Annotated in this window: 11 protein-coding genes; 9 read left to right on the top strand and 2 right to left on the bottom strand. The window is 47.5% G+C overall.

Features of this window, described 5'->3' with window-relative positions; all coding sequences use genetic code 11:
- The first annotated feature begins 23 nt into the window (after positions 1-23).
- Positions 24-1,223: a DUF5009 domain-containing protein gene (locus FPE01S_RS19640; protein ID WP_046370809.1), complete on the top strand. Its 1,200-nt coding sequence runs from the start codon at positions 24-26 to the stop codon at positions 1,221-1,223.
- Positions 1,224-2,736: 1,513 nt separating this feature from the next.
- Here the strand turns inward: FPE01S_RS19640 and secA are convergent.
- Positions 2,737-6,066 (bottom strand): preprotein translocase subunit SecA, encoded by a 3,330-nt coding sequence (gene secA, locus FPE01S_RS19630; RefSeq protein WP_046370807.1) that lies wholly within the window; start codon positions 6,064-6,066, stop codon positions 2,737-2,739.
- A gap of 164 nt (positions 6,067-6,230) precedes the next feature.
- On the opposite strand from secA, the gene atpG reads away from it, so the two are divergent.
- The 7 genes from atpG to FPE01S_RS25140 all read left to right on the top strand — a co-directional run bounded on the left by atpG (position 6,231) and on the right by FPE01S_RS25140 (position 12,646).
- Complete coding sequence (gene atpG, locus FPE01S_RS19625; RefSeq protein WP_046370806.1) at positions 6,231-7,115, top strand: ATP synthase F1 subunit gamma; 885 nt, start codon at positions 6,231-6,233, stop codon at positions 7,113-7,115.
- Between the two features lie 125 nt (positions 7,116-7,240).
- Positions 7,241-7,987, top strand: coding sequence for an SMC-Scp complex subunit ScpB (gene scpB / locus FPE01S_RS19620; RefSeq protein WP_083990349.1), 747 nt, complete (start codon positions 7,241-7,243; stop codon positions 7,985-7,987).
- Positions 7,988-8,017: 30 nt separating this feature from the next.
- On the top strand, positions 8,018-9,229 hold the full coding sequence (lysA, locus tag FPE01S_RS19615; protein WP_046370805.1) for a diaminopimelate decarboxylase: 1,212 nt from the start codon (positions 8,018-8,020) through the stop codon (positions 9,227-9,229).
- Positions 9,230-9,489: 260 nt separating this feature from the next.
- A complete protein-coding gene (locus FPE01S_RS19610) occupies positions 9,490-10,155 on the top strand; it encodes a hypothetical protein (protein WP_157474108.1) in 666 nt (221 codons plus the stop codon).
- Between the two features lie 147 nt (positions 10,156-10,302).
- Entirely contained in the window at positions 10,303-11,004 is a 702-nt protein-coding gene (locus FPE01S_RS19605; RefSeq protein WP_046370803.1) for a hypothetical protein, read from the top strand.
- 171 nt (positions 11,005-11,175) lie between these two features.
- Positions 11,176-11,694, top strand: coding sequence for a DUF6584 family protein (locus tag FPE01S_RS25145; protein WP_052956046.1), 519 nt, complete (start codon positions 11,176-11,178; stop codon positions 11,692-11,694).
- 103 nt (positions 11,695-11,797) lie between these two features.
- Entirely contained in the window at positions 11,798-12,646 is an 849-nt protein-coding gene (locus FPE01S_RS25140; RefSeq protein WP_052956045.1) for a HEAT repeat domain-containing protein, read from the top strand.
- Between the two features lie 993 nt (positions 12,647-13,639).
- Here FPE01S_RS25140 and FPE01S_RS19585 read toward each other — a convergent pair.
- Complete coding sequence (locus FPE01S_RS19585; RefSeq protein WP_046370801.1) at positions 13,640-14,062, bottom strand: TIGR03067 domain-containing protein; 423 nt, start codon at positions 14,060-14,062, stop codon at positions 13,640-13,642.
- 252 nt (positions 14,063-14,314) lie between these two features.
- Between FPE01S_RS19585 and kduI the strand changes: the two genes are divergently transcribed.
- Positions 14,315-15,145: a 5-dehydro-4-deoxy-D-glucuronate isomerase gene (kduI, locus tag FPE01S_RS19580; protein WP_046370800.1), complete on the top strand. Its 831-nt coding sequence runs from the start codon at positions 14,315-14,317 to the stop codon at positions 15,143-15,145.
- The last annotated feature ends 3 nt before the right edge of the window (positions 15,146-15,148 follow it).

The raw sequence follows: 15,148 nt of genomic DNA, 5'->3' as shown, positions 1-15,148 counted from the left end.
AACCCTATTTTAACCCCGCTGCCATGAATCAGAACCCCACCATCCGTATCGGCGCCATCGATGTATTGCGTGCGCTGACCATGTTGCTGATGATCTTCGTCAACGACCTCTGGTCACTGAAAGGCATCCCCGACTGGCTTGAACATGTGTCCGCCGATGCGGATGGGATGGGCCTGGCAGATACTGTTTTTCCCGCTTTCCTGTTTATCGTGGGCATGTCTACCCCCTTTGCCATCCGCAACCGGATGCAGAAAGGAGAATCTATGGCTGCGATCACCGGCCATATCACCCTTCGCGGATTGGCGCTGCTGGTGATGGGGCTGTTTCTTGTAAACGGTGAATACATTAATGAAGCCGCTTCAGGAATTTCCCGCGGCCTCTGGAATGTGCTTGCCTGCACCGGCTTCATCCTGATCTGGAACCAATACCCACGCACCTGGAACGCAACCCTGACCTATGCGCTGAAAGCCATCGGCATCATCACGCTGTTGATGCTTGCCTTCCGTTACAAGGGTGGGGAAGGAGACAATCTATCCGGTTTTACCACCTGGTGGTGGGGCATCCTGGGGCTGATCGGCTGGGCATACCTGGTTGGTGCATTGCTGTATGCCTGGAGCAGCGGCAACCGGATCGCGCTTTGGGCAGGATGGCTGATCAGCATGGCCCTTTGTACTTTAAACCATCTTCACCTGCTACCATCCGGCGGTTTGCTGCGAACGTTGATTTCACCCATTGGAGAAGGATCAATGACAGCCTTCACGATTGGTGGCGCCATTGCTTCCGAAGTATTCTGGAAAGAAGTGAACAAGCAACCTTTTCAATGGAAACGCCTGCTCGGCATCTTTCTCGCAGCAGGCGTTGTGTTGATTATCGCCGGTTTTCTGATGCGCCCGGTTGGTGGCATTTCCAAGATCCGCGCTACCCCTTCATGGGTGTTGATTTGCAGTGGCATCACGCTGCTGGTTTTCCTGGTGGTGTACTGGCTGGTGGATCTCCGGAAAAAAGGCAACTGGTTTTCGGTGATTCGTCCCGCCGGTACGGAAACGTTGCTGTGTTACCTGATTCCTTACTATGCTTACGCCGTTGTGCTTTTTACAGGCTGGTCGTTGCCTGCGTTTCTGTTGACGGGCGGCGTTGGGCTGATCAAATCGCTTCTGTTTTCTGTGCTGGTGATTGTGCTGGCCGGCCTGCTCACGCGGCGGTTTCTGAAGCTTAGGTTGTAGAGCGCATTATTTCATGCAGTTTTTTTTGAGAAGATTTTCATACGGGTCGTGTTTTTGCGGGCAGTTTTCCCGCTTAGTTTTTTCCTGCCTACGCTGAAGCTTCGGCAGGCGATGCACGCGGAGGAGCAAAGGCGCAGAGTGGTTTTTAATGCAGCATTCCGGTTGAGTTTGACAGGCAGTTATTCGTGTAACTGGGAGATAGTCAGCCTGCGGCTGAAAGTTCGCAAGAAGAAAATTTTTAGGCCGCGGTGCCAGGCAGGTTCGTGTTCCTTTGAGTGCAACCTGGCATCCGGAATGAATTCTTTGGTTGTTTTTAGACGAACCACGGCCTTTTGGATGCCCAGCGCTGGTAGTAAGCCCGGTCGCTGTATTTTCCTTGAATTTCGCCTGTTCGGAGCCGTTATTCCAATTTAACCGGTTTTCCTTGGCAAGGCACCAGAACCAGGGTTTCCAGAACCAGGGGTCTTTCTGAAAATGGAAGCGAATAGTACTGTTAAGCCATTTACACCCCCCTTTATGCCGTTTACAGCAGCTTTCTTCGGGTTGCCTTCGGCTCTGGTCCGGGGTTTCAGAGGAGTGCTTCGTTAATTTAACGAACGAAACCCGAACGAAACCCGAACGAAACCCTTTTCTAAACCTTACTACACCCGGGGTCCGGGACGTCTCCAACACAAAACCAAAAAGAACTAAGTTCAGCTGATAAACCCCGGTAACGGCAGGGCATAAACGCCACCTGAACTGGAAACCAAAATTAATACCAGGCTTCAATTTTTCGTCTGAATTGGGACGAGGTTGCACTTTTCCAGGGACGAGGTTGCACTTTTGGCGGGACGAGGTTGCACTTTTTCTGGGATGAGATCACAAAACCCTTGATTCCGCCTCTGTTCCAGGCCTTTGTTCCCTATGTAGAACCACGCGTTGACCTCGGAATCCGAGGTGTTTGCCTCTGTTTTCGAGGTAAACCCGAGTACCCGGCGTATAGCTTTCGAGGTCCAACAGAGGTTGAACAGAGGTAGCAAAGAGGTCGGGGAATAGCTCCGAACTGGGGTCGGATCTCCGGTCGGCTCCAAATTATTTCTGGCCTGAAAAAAGCTTAAAAATGGTCTTATCCTAGTGTCAACCCAGCCTCCTCCCCGGGTAAAGCCACCCGTTTACACGGGAATGACACTAGGATAAGACTATTTTTAGACTTATTTGAAGCTGCCTTATGCCTGCCCTGAATAGCTATACAGGTTAGAGCGTAAATCCTGATCTGGCTTGACACATTATTTGGGGTACCCCCTGATCGGCTAGCTATTGCGTGCTTCCAGCCGCAGGCTGGCAAACTTATCGGGTACCCGAAAATCAATATATCAGCCGAACGAAAACAAACCTGATACCTAAATGGATTTTCTTCTTTGCGCCATTGCTCCTTTGCGTGCTTGGTGTGCATCGCCTGCCAAAGCTTTAGCGTAGGCAGGAAAAAAAAGCCCCGGGTGAAACCCGAGGCAAAATAGTATAAAGTCGGCTGCGCTTAAGCGTTGGCGCCGTGACAGTTCTTGTATTTTTTGCCGCTTCCGCATGGACATGGATCATTACGGCCAACCTTCGGACCCACCCGTACCGGTTCCTGCACTACAGGGCCTCCGGTAGGATCATAATAGTCGTTCTGATTTGCAGCATAATCATCACCGCGGGCATCTACTTCTTCCTTGTTGGCCGACAATTTACTCATGTCGGTCTTTTCCTCACGGCCCTCACGGATCACTTCTGCGGGCTGTTGCTGTTCCATCGGGATGCCGCAATGGCAAAGGAAAGACACGATGCTCATGTTCACTTCGCTGTCCATCTTGCGGAAAAGATCAAAAGCCTCCACCTTGTAGATCACCAGCGGATCCTTCTGCTCGAGATAGGCAGTCTGAACACTTTGTTTCAGGTCGTCCATAGAGCGCAGGTGCTCTTTCCAGGCGTCATCGATCATGGCGAGCGTGATGGTGCGTTCAACAGCATTCACCAGTTCGCGGCCATTGGTATCAAGCGTCTTCTGCATATTGCTCAGCACGCTGACACCCTTACGGCCATCCGTAAACGGTACCACCACGTTTTCGATGTGCTGGCCCTGGGTGGCGCGGATATTCTGGAAGACCGGTGTTGCCTGGTCTTTCAGTGCGTTCATCTTGCGCTGGTAATTTTCAGTGGCCTCGTTGTATAGTTTATCAGCGAGAGTCTGGGCATTCGTTGATTTGAATTCGGCAGGCGTGATGGCTGTATCAATGCCAAAGTTCACGATGGTAGCCAGTTTGAAACCGTCGTAGTCCTCCTGCTCTTTGAAAGAGCTGATGAGACCCTCGGCAACAGTGTAGAAGGCGTTGTCAAGATCGAGTGCAAGCCTTTCTCCGAAGAGGGCGTGCTGCCTTTTCTTGTATACCACGTTCCGCTGCTTGTTCATGACGTCATCGTATTCCAGCAGGCGCTTACGGATGCCGAAGTTGTTTTCTTCCACTTTCTTCTGCGCCCTTTCAATGCTCTTGGTGATCATGCTGTGCTGGATCACTTCACCTTCCTTGTAGCCCATACGGTCCATCAGGGAGGCGATGCGGTCGCTGCCGAACATGCGCATCAGGTCATCTTCCATGGATACATAGAACTGGGACGTACCCGGGTCACCCTGGCGGCCGGCACGACCACGCAGCTGGCGGTCAACACGGCGGCTTTCGTGGCGTTCCGTACCAATGATGGCGAGACCTCCAGCTTCTTTTACGCCGGGTCCGAGTTTGATATCCGTACCGCGGCCTGCCATGTTGGTGGCGATGGTCACGGCACCGGGGAGACCGGCTTCAGCAACCACCTGCGCTTCGCGGGCGTGCTGTTTGGCGTTCAGTACGTTGTGGGGGATCTTTTTCACCTGCAGCATCCGGCTGAGCAATTCGCTCACCTCAACGGAGGTGGTACCCACCAGCACGGGACGGCCGGCTTTGCTGAGGTTCTCGATCTCCTCGATTACGGCGGAGTATTTTTCGCGTTTGGTCTTGTAAACGAGATCCTGGTGGTCTTTCCGGATAATGTTCAGATTGGTCGGGATCGTTACCACGTCGAGTTTGTAGATATCCCACAATTCAGCTGCTTCGGTTTCGGCTGTACCGGTCATACCACAGAGTTTGTGGTACATCCGGAAATAGTTCTGGAGCGTAACGGTGGCATAGGTCTGGGTGGCGGCTTCGATCTTCACATTCTCTTTCGCTTCGATCGCCTGGTGCAGGCCGTCAGAATAACGGCGGCCATCCAGGATCCGGCCCGTCTGCTCATCCACGATTTTTACCTGTCCGTCCATCACCACGTATTCAACGTCTTTGTCGAACAGGGTATAGGCTTTCAGTAATTGCTGAATCGTGTGAATGCGGTCGGCCTTGAGGGTATATTCGCTCAGCAGTTGTTCTTTCTGCTGGAGTTTTTCTTCTGCCGAGGCAGTGCTCTGTTCGATCTCGCCAAGTTTGAGGGCGATATCGGGCAGTACGAAGAATTCAGGATCTTCTCCTGACCGGGTGATCATCTGGATACCCTTGTCGGTAAGGTCAACGGAGTTGTTTTTCTCGTCGATATAAAAAAACAGCTCGGTGTCTACTTTAGGCATTTCCCTTTGCTGGTCGGCCAGGTAGTAGTTCTCGGATTTCTGGAGTTTTACCTTAACGCCAGGTTCGCTGAGGAACTTGATCAGGGCGCTGCTTTTCGGAAGACCGCGGTAGGCGCGCATCAGGGCGAGGCCGCCGTCTTTGGGGTCATCATTGCCTTCAGCGATCTTTTTGCGGGCCTCATTGAGGAAGCGGTTGGTAACCTGCTTCTGGGCATCAAAAAGCTGGAGTACACGGGGTTTCAACAGGTGGTACTGCTGTTCGTCGCCGCGGGGCACGGGACCGGAAATGATGAGGGGCGTACGGGCATCGTCGATGAGTACGGAGTCGACCTCATCCACCATCGCGAAGTGGTGGCGGCGTTGTACCATTTCATCCGGACTATGTACCATGTTGTCGCGGAGGTAGTCGAAACCGAATTCATTGTTGGTGCCGTAGGTAATATCGGCATGATAGGCGCGGCGGCGTTCTTCACTGTTCGGCTGGTGTTTGTCGATACAATCCACCGTGAGGCCGAGCCATTCGAAGATGGGGCCGTTCCATTCAGAGTCACGGCGGGCGAGGTAGTCGTTCACCGTAACGATGTGCACGCCTTGTCCGGCGAGTGCATTCAGGTAGGCGGGGAGGGTCGACACCAGGGTTTTACCTTCACCGGTGGCCATTTCGGCGATCTTGCCGGAATGAAGTACGTAACCACCGATCAGCTGCACGTCATAATGCACCATGTTCCAGGTGATGGTACCCCCCGCGGCCGTCCAGGTATTGCTGAAAACGGCCTGGTCTCCTTCAATTTTGATATAGTCCTTTTTTACAGCGAGTTGGCGGTCGAGTTCCGTCGCAGCAGCTGTAATAGTCGCATTTTCCTTAAACCGGCGGCTGGTTTCCTTGATCACCGCGAAAGCTTCGGGCGCAATCAGTTTCAGGGCCGCTTCAATCTCTTCGTTGCGCTTCTTGCGGAGCTTGTCCACTTCCACGTAGATCGCCTCTTTCCCGGTGAAATCGCTGAAAGGAAGCGCTTCTGCTTCCTGGGTCAGGCGGGTGATCTCGGCGTCCACTTCCTGGAGGCTATCGTTGATCCGGGTACGGAATTCGGCAGATTTGGCCCGGAGGGCATCGTTGGAAAGTGATTGATAAGCAACGAAATATTCATTAACCTTGGCTACAATCGGCTGTATTTGCTTAATATCTTTTTCGGATTTGCTGCCTCCGAATAGTTGCTGGATAAAACCTAACATAGGCTGGTATTGTCAAATTGATGTGTCTAAAACTGTAATCCCGTCAATTTCAATGCTAATTAAGCTTTCTGGTCAAATTGGCAGGACGGCAAAGTTAAGGAAAAGCCAGGCTTGGGAATTCCCCCAAATGCAATTACCTTTGCGGCAAATTTCCAGTTCAGCATATGTCAGGAGCATTAAAAGAGGTTCGTAACCGGATCAAATCCGTACAAAGCACGCAACAAATTACGAAGGCCATGAAAATGGTAAGCGCTGCGAAGCTGCGCCGGGCGCAGGATGCCATCCTGCAGATGCGGCCTTATGCGAATAAGCTCCAGGAAATGCTGAGCAATATCGTGAGCAATGCCGAAGGCGAACTGGGCGGGGAACTGGCACAGGAAAGACACGTTGAAAATGTGTTGTTTATCGTGATTTCAAGTGACCGCGGACTGGCAGGCGCCTATAACGCCAATATCATCAAAACTGCCAAAGCGGCAATCCGGGAGCGTTACCCCAGCCAGCATGCTGCCGGTAAGGTGACGATCTGGAATATCGGTAAGAAAGCCTGGGAGGCACTCCAGAAGGCGAATTACAAGACCGATGCCCGCTTTAAGGACATTTTCCTTAACCTGCACTTTGAATCAGTACAGGCTTGCGCCCAGGCTGCTGTAAAAGCTTTTGAAGCCGGTGAATTTGACGTGGTGGAGATCGTTTACAGCGAATTCAAGAATGCCGCTACGCAGGTATTTACGGTGGAGCGTTTCCTGCCAATTCCGAAAGTTGAAGCTGGCCCGAACGCCAAAAAGAGCGATTTCATCTTCGAACCCAACAAGGAAGAGCTGATCGCTGAGCTGATGCCCAAGATCCTCAATACGCAACTGTATAAGGCAGTGTTGGATGCCAATGCTTCTGAGCATGGTGCAAGGATGACAGCGATGGACAAAGCCTCCGAGAACGCCAACGAGCTGCTGCGTAGCCTCAAGATCAGCTACAACAGGGCCCGTCAGGCAGCCATTACTACCGAGCTCACGGAGATCGTTAGTGGTGCCGCAGCGTTACAGGGTAGTTAAGATTGCTGTTTTAAGGCGGTTATCCCCATTGTGGACAACTCCATTTCCCTTTCTTCCGATTTTATAGAAGCTTGCGGCATGTTGATTGTAGCAGTTAACCTGTTACTAACCCGTAAATTAAGTCTATGGAAATCGGACACCTCATTCTTCATATCGAATCCCTGATTTTTGCCAGTGAAAAGCCACTGGGTGGCCTGGAATTGACGGAACTGATCAACCAGGCATTCGGATTCATGGAAGACAAGATTACACTCGAACAGGTGGAAGCGGCCCTGGAAGGGATCGTGGAAAAGTACCAGTCGGAGTTTTATCCTTTTGAACTGCGCTTCAGTGGTGGTGGCTGGCAATTCCTGACCAAGAAAGACTTCCATAAAACAGTGGCCCAGCTGAATGGCGATAAGTTCCTGAAACGCCTCAGCAGTGCAGCGATGGAAACCCTTGCCATCATTGCCTACAAGCAGCCCATCACCAAATCTGAAATAGAAGCCATCCGTGGTGTAAGTGCCGACTACAGCATCCAGAAACTGCTGGAGAAGGAACTGATCGTGATCAGCGGCCGGAATGAAGATCTCCCGGGCAAACCCCTGGTGTATGTGACTTCCCGGTCTTTCATGGATTATTTCGGACTGAACGGTCCGGAAGACCTGCCACGAATCAGGGAGGTGCTGGCGGATCAGGTGATCGAACCCACCCTTATCCATCCGCAGCAGAAGCATGTGGAGAACGGAGATGATGAGACGGTTACTGACATCCTGGTGATGGACGCTCCGAATTCACAGTTGCACGTAAACGAAACTGGTGAATTGCTGGAATCCGATAGTGATATCGATCCGGATACTGCGGAAGAAGGCGACAAGGCTGCGGAAGAATGATTATATTCGCTGCCATTTGTTGAAAATTCTATGTCGCAACTAACCAATGAGTACCTGGTTGAACTCGCCAGGGAATTCGGCTCTCCGCTTTATGTATACAATGCTAACCAGATCAGCGATCAATACGCCAAGCTGGAAGCAGCCTTCAGTGAATGCAATGCCCGTTTCTTCTATGCCTGTAAGGCACTGAGCAATATCAACATCCTGAAATATGTTGAATCGATCGGCGCATCCCTCGACTGTGTGAGCATCAATGAAGTGAAGCTGGGACTGAAAGCTGGTTTTACCCCCGACAGGATCCTGTTTACGCCCAACTGTGTCGACTTCGCAGAGATCGATGAAGGCAAGCAGCTTGGTGTGAACCTCAACATCGACAACATCAGCATCCTCGAACAGTTCGGTACCAAATACGGCGGCTCTTACCCGATTTGCATCCGTTTCAATCCCCATATCATGGGCGGTGGGAATTACAAGATCTCCACCGGTCATATCGACAGCAAATTCGGGATCTCCATTCACCAGATGCGGCATATTGAGCGCGTGGTGAAATCTACGGGCCTGCATGTAGCCGGCATCCACATGCATACCGGCAGCGATATCAAGGATGTGAACGTGTTCCTGCAGGGGCTGGAAGTGATGTTTGAGCTGGCCACGCATTTCCCCAAACTGGAATTCATCGACCTCGGCAGCGGCTTTAAAGTGCCTTACCAGGATGGTGATGTGCAGACCGATATCGAGTTGCTCGGCAAAAAAGTGACCGAGGCCTTCAAAGCTTACGAGAAGGAGACCGGCAAAAAGATCCAGGTATGGTTTGAGCCGGGCAAGTTCCTGGTGAGCGAAAGCGGCTATTTCATCGTGAAGGCGAATGTGATCAAGCAGACTACAGCCACCGTATTCGTGGGCGTGAACAGCGGGTTCAATCACCTGATCCGTCCCATGTTCTACGAGGCTTACCATCGCATCCGGAATATCTCTAATCCATACGGCAGCGAGCGGATCTATACCGTGGTGGGCAATATCTGCGAGACGGATACCTTCGCCTGGGACCGTACGCTGAATGAAGTGCGGGAGGGTGACCTGCTGGTATTTTACAATGCCGGCGCCTACGGCTTCGAAATGTCCTCCAATTTCAACAGCCGGCTGAAACCTGCTGAGATCATGGTACTCGATGGTAAAGCGCACCTGATCCGCAAACGCGACGGGTTTGAAGATTTGCTGCGTAACCAGATTGAAGTGCTGTAGGGGCGGCGCTGCGGGATTTTCCGCTGTAGTTACCTGAATCTGAAAATGGCGTGGTTGATCTGCGAAAACGGGTGACCCCCGGCTTTCGTGATTTTGATTGCTTAAGAACCCTAAAGGGTTGGCAATAATATTCCATAATTTTTTGTAAAGACTAGCCCACCCTGAAAAATTCGTATTAGTCCGTTTGCAAGCAAGACTGAAAATTTCTATTTTATACCTGAATGCGTTAGAAGCTACTGCGAGTATCAATCGACAGCGCATTGACGCAACTACGCAATACATATTGCGCAACATTTTTAATTGGTCATCAGCCATTTATCAAAAAACCGCAAGTGCGCCTATTTGCCTATATTACACAAACACATACGTTAGGCGTCACTTTAAAACTCCCTATGTACACGATATTGGACTATTTGAGTTTTTTACTTATCGGATATGGCATATCGACAATTATGTTCCTGGTTACAACATTATTTTTTAATCGTTTCAAGACTTTGAGAAACGAATATCTGAATGTGGCAAATCTTTTAGTACTTATTTTCGCACTGTCTGTAGCCATTATTACCACTGTTTGCTACTATAAAAATTATGCAGAGTCAGCGCAAAATGGCTTATCATTAACAGATAATGGTAGTCATTTCTTTGCCGCCATTTTTTTGACAGGCATTGTTCCTTTGATTTTCCTGTTCAAGCGACTCAGAATGAAAGTTGCCATTACTTTGATTGTAGTCACTTGTGTCAATTGGTTTGTGTTTTATGAGCGAGTATACATTTGGATCACCAGCTTTTATAGGGATTATTTACCTTCAAGTTGGTCTGTTTCCTATCAAGAAAGTTCAACGCCCCGTATTGTCTCAGCAACTGTCATTTACTTCTCGTTTGCGTTTATTTTGGCTAACAAAAAGAAAAGCGAACGCCTAACATAGCATTTGCAAAAACATGGCTGAATTGCTGCCTTTCAACGATAGAACAAAATTCTACATCAATGCGTAAGTGAGGATAAAGTAGTTCTAATGCCATGCCTTCGCAAATGCTTTGACCGTTAGCGGTCAGCTTACAGACGACATCACACAATGACAAAAGAATTAGAAATAGCAATTAAAAACCTTTACGAAACATTTTCGATTTACCCTTTTAAGTCGACAATGGAAGGTTGTGCTTGTTGTGTTTCTGACGCTGACAAAGAGAAAATTCACTCTAAACAATTAAAGGACTTAAATGAAGGCGACCTGTCAAGGTATGCTTTTAAAGCAATGACGACTTGGGGCGACACAGATGACTTCAAACACTATTTGCCAAGAATAATTGAGCTTTTAGCCACGACTGATTTTATTGTCGACACTTTTGTTGTGCTTGGTAAACTTGAATATGGCAAATGGCAAGAGTGGTGTGACACAGAAAAAATAGCCGTTACTAATTTTCTATGGGCTTGGTGGACTGATACAACGAGAAATAAGCCATATTTTGACAAAGAAGCTTTTACTGAAATATACAAGTTAACGGGTGAAATGGAACAGTTGCTCAACCGTTGGACGATAAGCATAGAAGACAATAGTTTTTCAAATTATGTTGATTTAGTATATAACTATTACAATGATTTGACCGGTAAGAGATCTGAATTTAGGGAAATAGACAATTCTTCAGTTGAAAAACTGATAAAATGGATTAAAGACAATTCAAAACATTTAGAAACAGGATTTTTTCATTTTGCTGACAAAGACAGTGAACTAGCAGAAAAAATATCAACTACGCAATATATCTATGAACAGACTTGACGCATCCAAAGCCGAACCGCTAACATCGCATTGGCAATAGTGGGGTTGACGGTTGTAAACTCAACATTTGTATTTCTATTGAGCATTTGTGCAAATGTTGGGCTGACGTTTTTCAAATGCCCTACCGCCGCCAATACGTAAACCGTTAGCAGCTATATAAACAGAGAGTTCGTGTTTAAAAACATTCTTAATAGGATACAATCCCTTTTTATCACCACTAAAGCAACTAGAGACACTGGAACATATATCGATTACAAAAGGAAGATGCTAGGTAAGCGAATTGAAAAAGATTTGGAACAAAGAGACTTACTCAAAGCAATTTCTCGTCTTGAGGGAGCCATACGTTGTAATCCTTTGGACAAGGATTTAAATTGTCAATTAGCAAACCTTTATTTCAAAAACAATGACCTGGTAAAAGCTGGAAAACTTTGGTACTTAAATTTAACTCAAAGCGAAAGTGAGCTTGTTGCCGTAAAATCTTTTACGAATTCATTGGGTAATGATCCTACATTAATTTTGAGAAAGCTCTTAAATAGACAGTTTTTCAGATTAAACCTGCTAGAAGAGTTTCAACTTGAAAAGTTAGCGACGCTATTGGAAGCAGTAAGGAAAAAAGAAGAGAAAATGCCAAGATTTTTATATTCTCTTGACAGTCATATAAAAGGAAGAAAGCGAAAATACAGCCGCTAACATTATGTTTGCAAAAGCGGGCTCGTGACACGCGATATAGCATTAAATTATTCACGCCCGCCTTCGCTAACACTTTATCGTTGCCTGCAATTATGTTATCATCATGCCGACTTTAGTACATTTAGCTGACGAGCGAGATGCTCAAAAGATACAGAACGGAGGCATCAAGGTTGGGAAGTTTAGAAGTGGAATATTCTGCATGCCTGTACTTCCAAATTTTTATGTCACTCATCAATGGCTGAGAGAGCTTAAAAGAGGAGGCGTCAAGACGTTTGTTGGCGTGTACTTTAAAATTGACTCTTCCCAAATGGTATTTGCAGGCAAGTACAATGAGGAGCACAAACATATTTCACTTGGACAGGCCATCAAAGAGATAATGAACCTGGATGATCCCTTGGGTTATGAGTTGATCATTGACCGCAAAATAGAGCCTGACGAAATTGAAAAAGTCAGGAGGCTACCCCAAACGATCGGTTGGCGTTACAAACCGGATTCAAAAGGAAGCAGGCCGTGTGGTTGCGACTATTGTATTAGAAGTTCTATAAAGGCAAATAAAATTCGGGAGCGGCTTAATCCTAAAACGGGAACCGAAGACTATCAAACCTTGTTGAACAAGATAAGACTTAGCCAAAATGACGAAGAAGTTGAAAACCTCCTATACAAAATACAAACAAAGAAAAGAAGAGACGACCCCTCTGAACTAATGTTTTTACTTGATAAGTATAACCACTATGTAAATAGAGTATTAGCTTCTACGCTTGGCTACTTTAGACATAATAACACTGAGAGTCTGCTCGTTGAATTACTAAGCCATCCAGATCCGGATGTAAGAGATTACAGTGCAGAGAGTATCATGAAGATTAAAGGGAAGGATGGCCTAAGCGTTTTGCTTCTGTATTCATCAGACCCAGTTATTAAACAAGTAATTGAGGAGCATCGGACTGAGGATTAACTTCAGGCAACATGACTTTGGCAAAATAGCGGGTTTAGCACTATTTTGTAGCTATAAACATTAATCAACAGCGGAGCATAGGTGAAGCGACAAAACAATGACACCACTTCTTCACCAAGGTCCGCCTCGTTGCCTGCAATTTTATGACACATCCTGCTCCTCCCATAATAATTGGACTTATATGCTTTTCGACTTTTGTCTTTCTGGTTGTGACAGGCATTAGATTTAAAAGTCTTAATCGCTTTATGTATTCAATTGGTTTTCTTTTATTAACAATTTTCTGCTTCTTCTGGCTGGCCATTAATCTTATCGGAACACCCGCTAATAAGTTCAAAGAAATATTGTCTGAAAACATCAGTATTGTAAAACATCGATCAGGGACTCAAGCATATTCTGCCTTGTTTGGCATCCCAAAAGACTCCTGTACCAAAATAATTAATTTCACCGATCAAATAGTTCCCCGACTTGATTGTTGCATTTGGCTTGAATTTAAAACTTGTCCACCAGAAATAAATAGGATCAATTCGATAATAGCCTTTAAGATTTCTGAACATTCTTTCCAAGACACATTATCGTATTTGCCGACATATACGCCTAGACCGAATTGGTGGACACCTCAAAATTTGGGACAGAAGGTTATAGTATTTCGAGACGATTCGAAAATACCAAATCTCGACCGAATTTTAATTATCTCTAGTGATAGTTCACATGCTTTCTATTGTGATATGGCAGACTGACGAAAAACTGCAGGCAACAAGTGTTTTACAAAATACGGGCGACAGAATATCACCTTAAAGGCATTTGTAATTCTACTCAACTTTTGTACTTTGACCGACCTAAATAAAAAGTTACGGCCAATCGAACGACAGGAATCCAATGCTCGTACTTCGCAAAGCCCTTACGTTGTATGCTATGCTCAATGACGCAAAACCGGTTTAGTAATTTGAGAGATGCATAGTTATCTCCTTTTCACAAGCAATTTGGTTGAGCTTTTCATGAACCCTTTCGCTTGCAAGAAATCAATTCCTGATCGTTTTTATCTGATATTTCTGTTGGATGCAAACCACGTGGTGCGACTACTATCTTCAGTGAATCGCCGTTCAGCTCATATCCAATACTCACAGGCGTGGGATTGGTAAGCGTGTCCTCTGACCGAACAATAAGCAACCTCGGGTTGGCGATGGTGTCCAACTTGAAGGAATACTTCATCTCCTTCCCGGTCTCGTCTGTGAAAGTAAGTGTATCACCTTTGAAGACATACAGGAATGATACATCTTTTTTGACGCCGTTCAGGCTTTCTGTTAGCCCCAACCAGGCTCCTTGCATGTTTTCCTTGTCCGTAGATGTTGCCGTATTCCCGGCGTCACTACATGACAAAGCGCAAACGAGTACCAATATGATGAGGTAAATCTTCATAACGTTTTATTTCTAAGACGCCTAACTGGATGAAAGGTTACACATTGCAGTATACCTATTAAAATTGTAATGGCAAGGTTATAAGAACACCAGAAAATGTATGTGAATGCAACTTCTGACAACCTGTAGTTTGCCACTGTAGTACACCTAAGTTAATCGTGTATCAATTTGGACACATAATGATACATTATGCATGTTGATCTCGTGGCTGTCCCTCAGGGTGTTTGAAACCGTTTCAGTAACATTGTAAACATGGAAATACGATTTCAAAACAGTCCTGCTGAGGTCAGCACTATGAATACACAGGCCCTGCGTACTAATTTCCTGGTGCAGGACCTGATGCGTGATAATGCTATCGCCCTCGTATATTCGCACTACGACCGCGTGATTGTGGGCGGCACAAAACCGGGTACTCAACCCATAACGCTGCCCAACGAGCCGGAACTGCGCGCCAGCTATTTCCTGGAGCGCCGCGAGTTAGGGGTCATCAACGTGGGCGGCAGGGGACAGGTAGTGGCTGACGGACAAACCTATGTGCTGAACAAGCTCGACTGCCTCTATATCGGTAAGGGTGTGCAATCAGTAAGTTTCGCCAGCACCGATCCACAGCAGCCGGCCTGCTTTTATTTGCTCTCCGCCTCGGCCCACCAGGCCTATCCCACCACCTTACTGAAAAAAGAAGAAGCCGCTCGAAGTTCTATGGGTTCGCAGGAAACAGCCAATCAACGGACCATCTACAAATACATCCATGCCGAAGGCATACAGAGTGCACAACTGGTCATGGGCCTCACCATCCTGGAAAAAGGGAGCGTGTGGAATACCATGCCGGCGCATACCCATACCCGCAGGATGGAAGCCTATTTTTATTTCGATATCCCCGACAGCCAGCGGGTGTTCCACCTGATGGGCGAACCGCAGCAAACACGGCATATTGTCGTGAACAACCACGAAGCCATTATTTCGCCGCCCTGGTCCATCCACAGCGGGTGCGGTACTTCCAGCTACGGTTTTATCTGGGGAATGGCCGGAGAAAACTACACCTATACCGATATGGACGCGGTCAGCCTAAACGAATTGCTTTAATCG

Source organism: Flavihumibacter petaseus NBRC 106054 (assembly GCF_000974785.1).
GTDB lineage: Bacteria > Bacteroidota > Bacteroidia > Chitinophagales > Chitinophagaceae > Flavihumibacter > Flavihumibacter petaseus.
The sequence above is the reverse complement of the archived record's forward strand: the minus strand, read 5'-3'. Positions and strand labels throughout refer to the sequence as shown.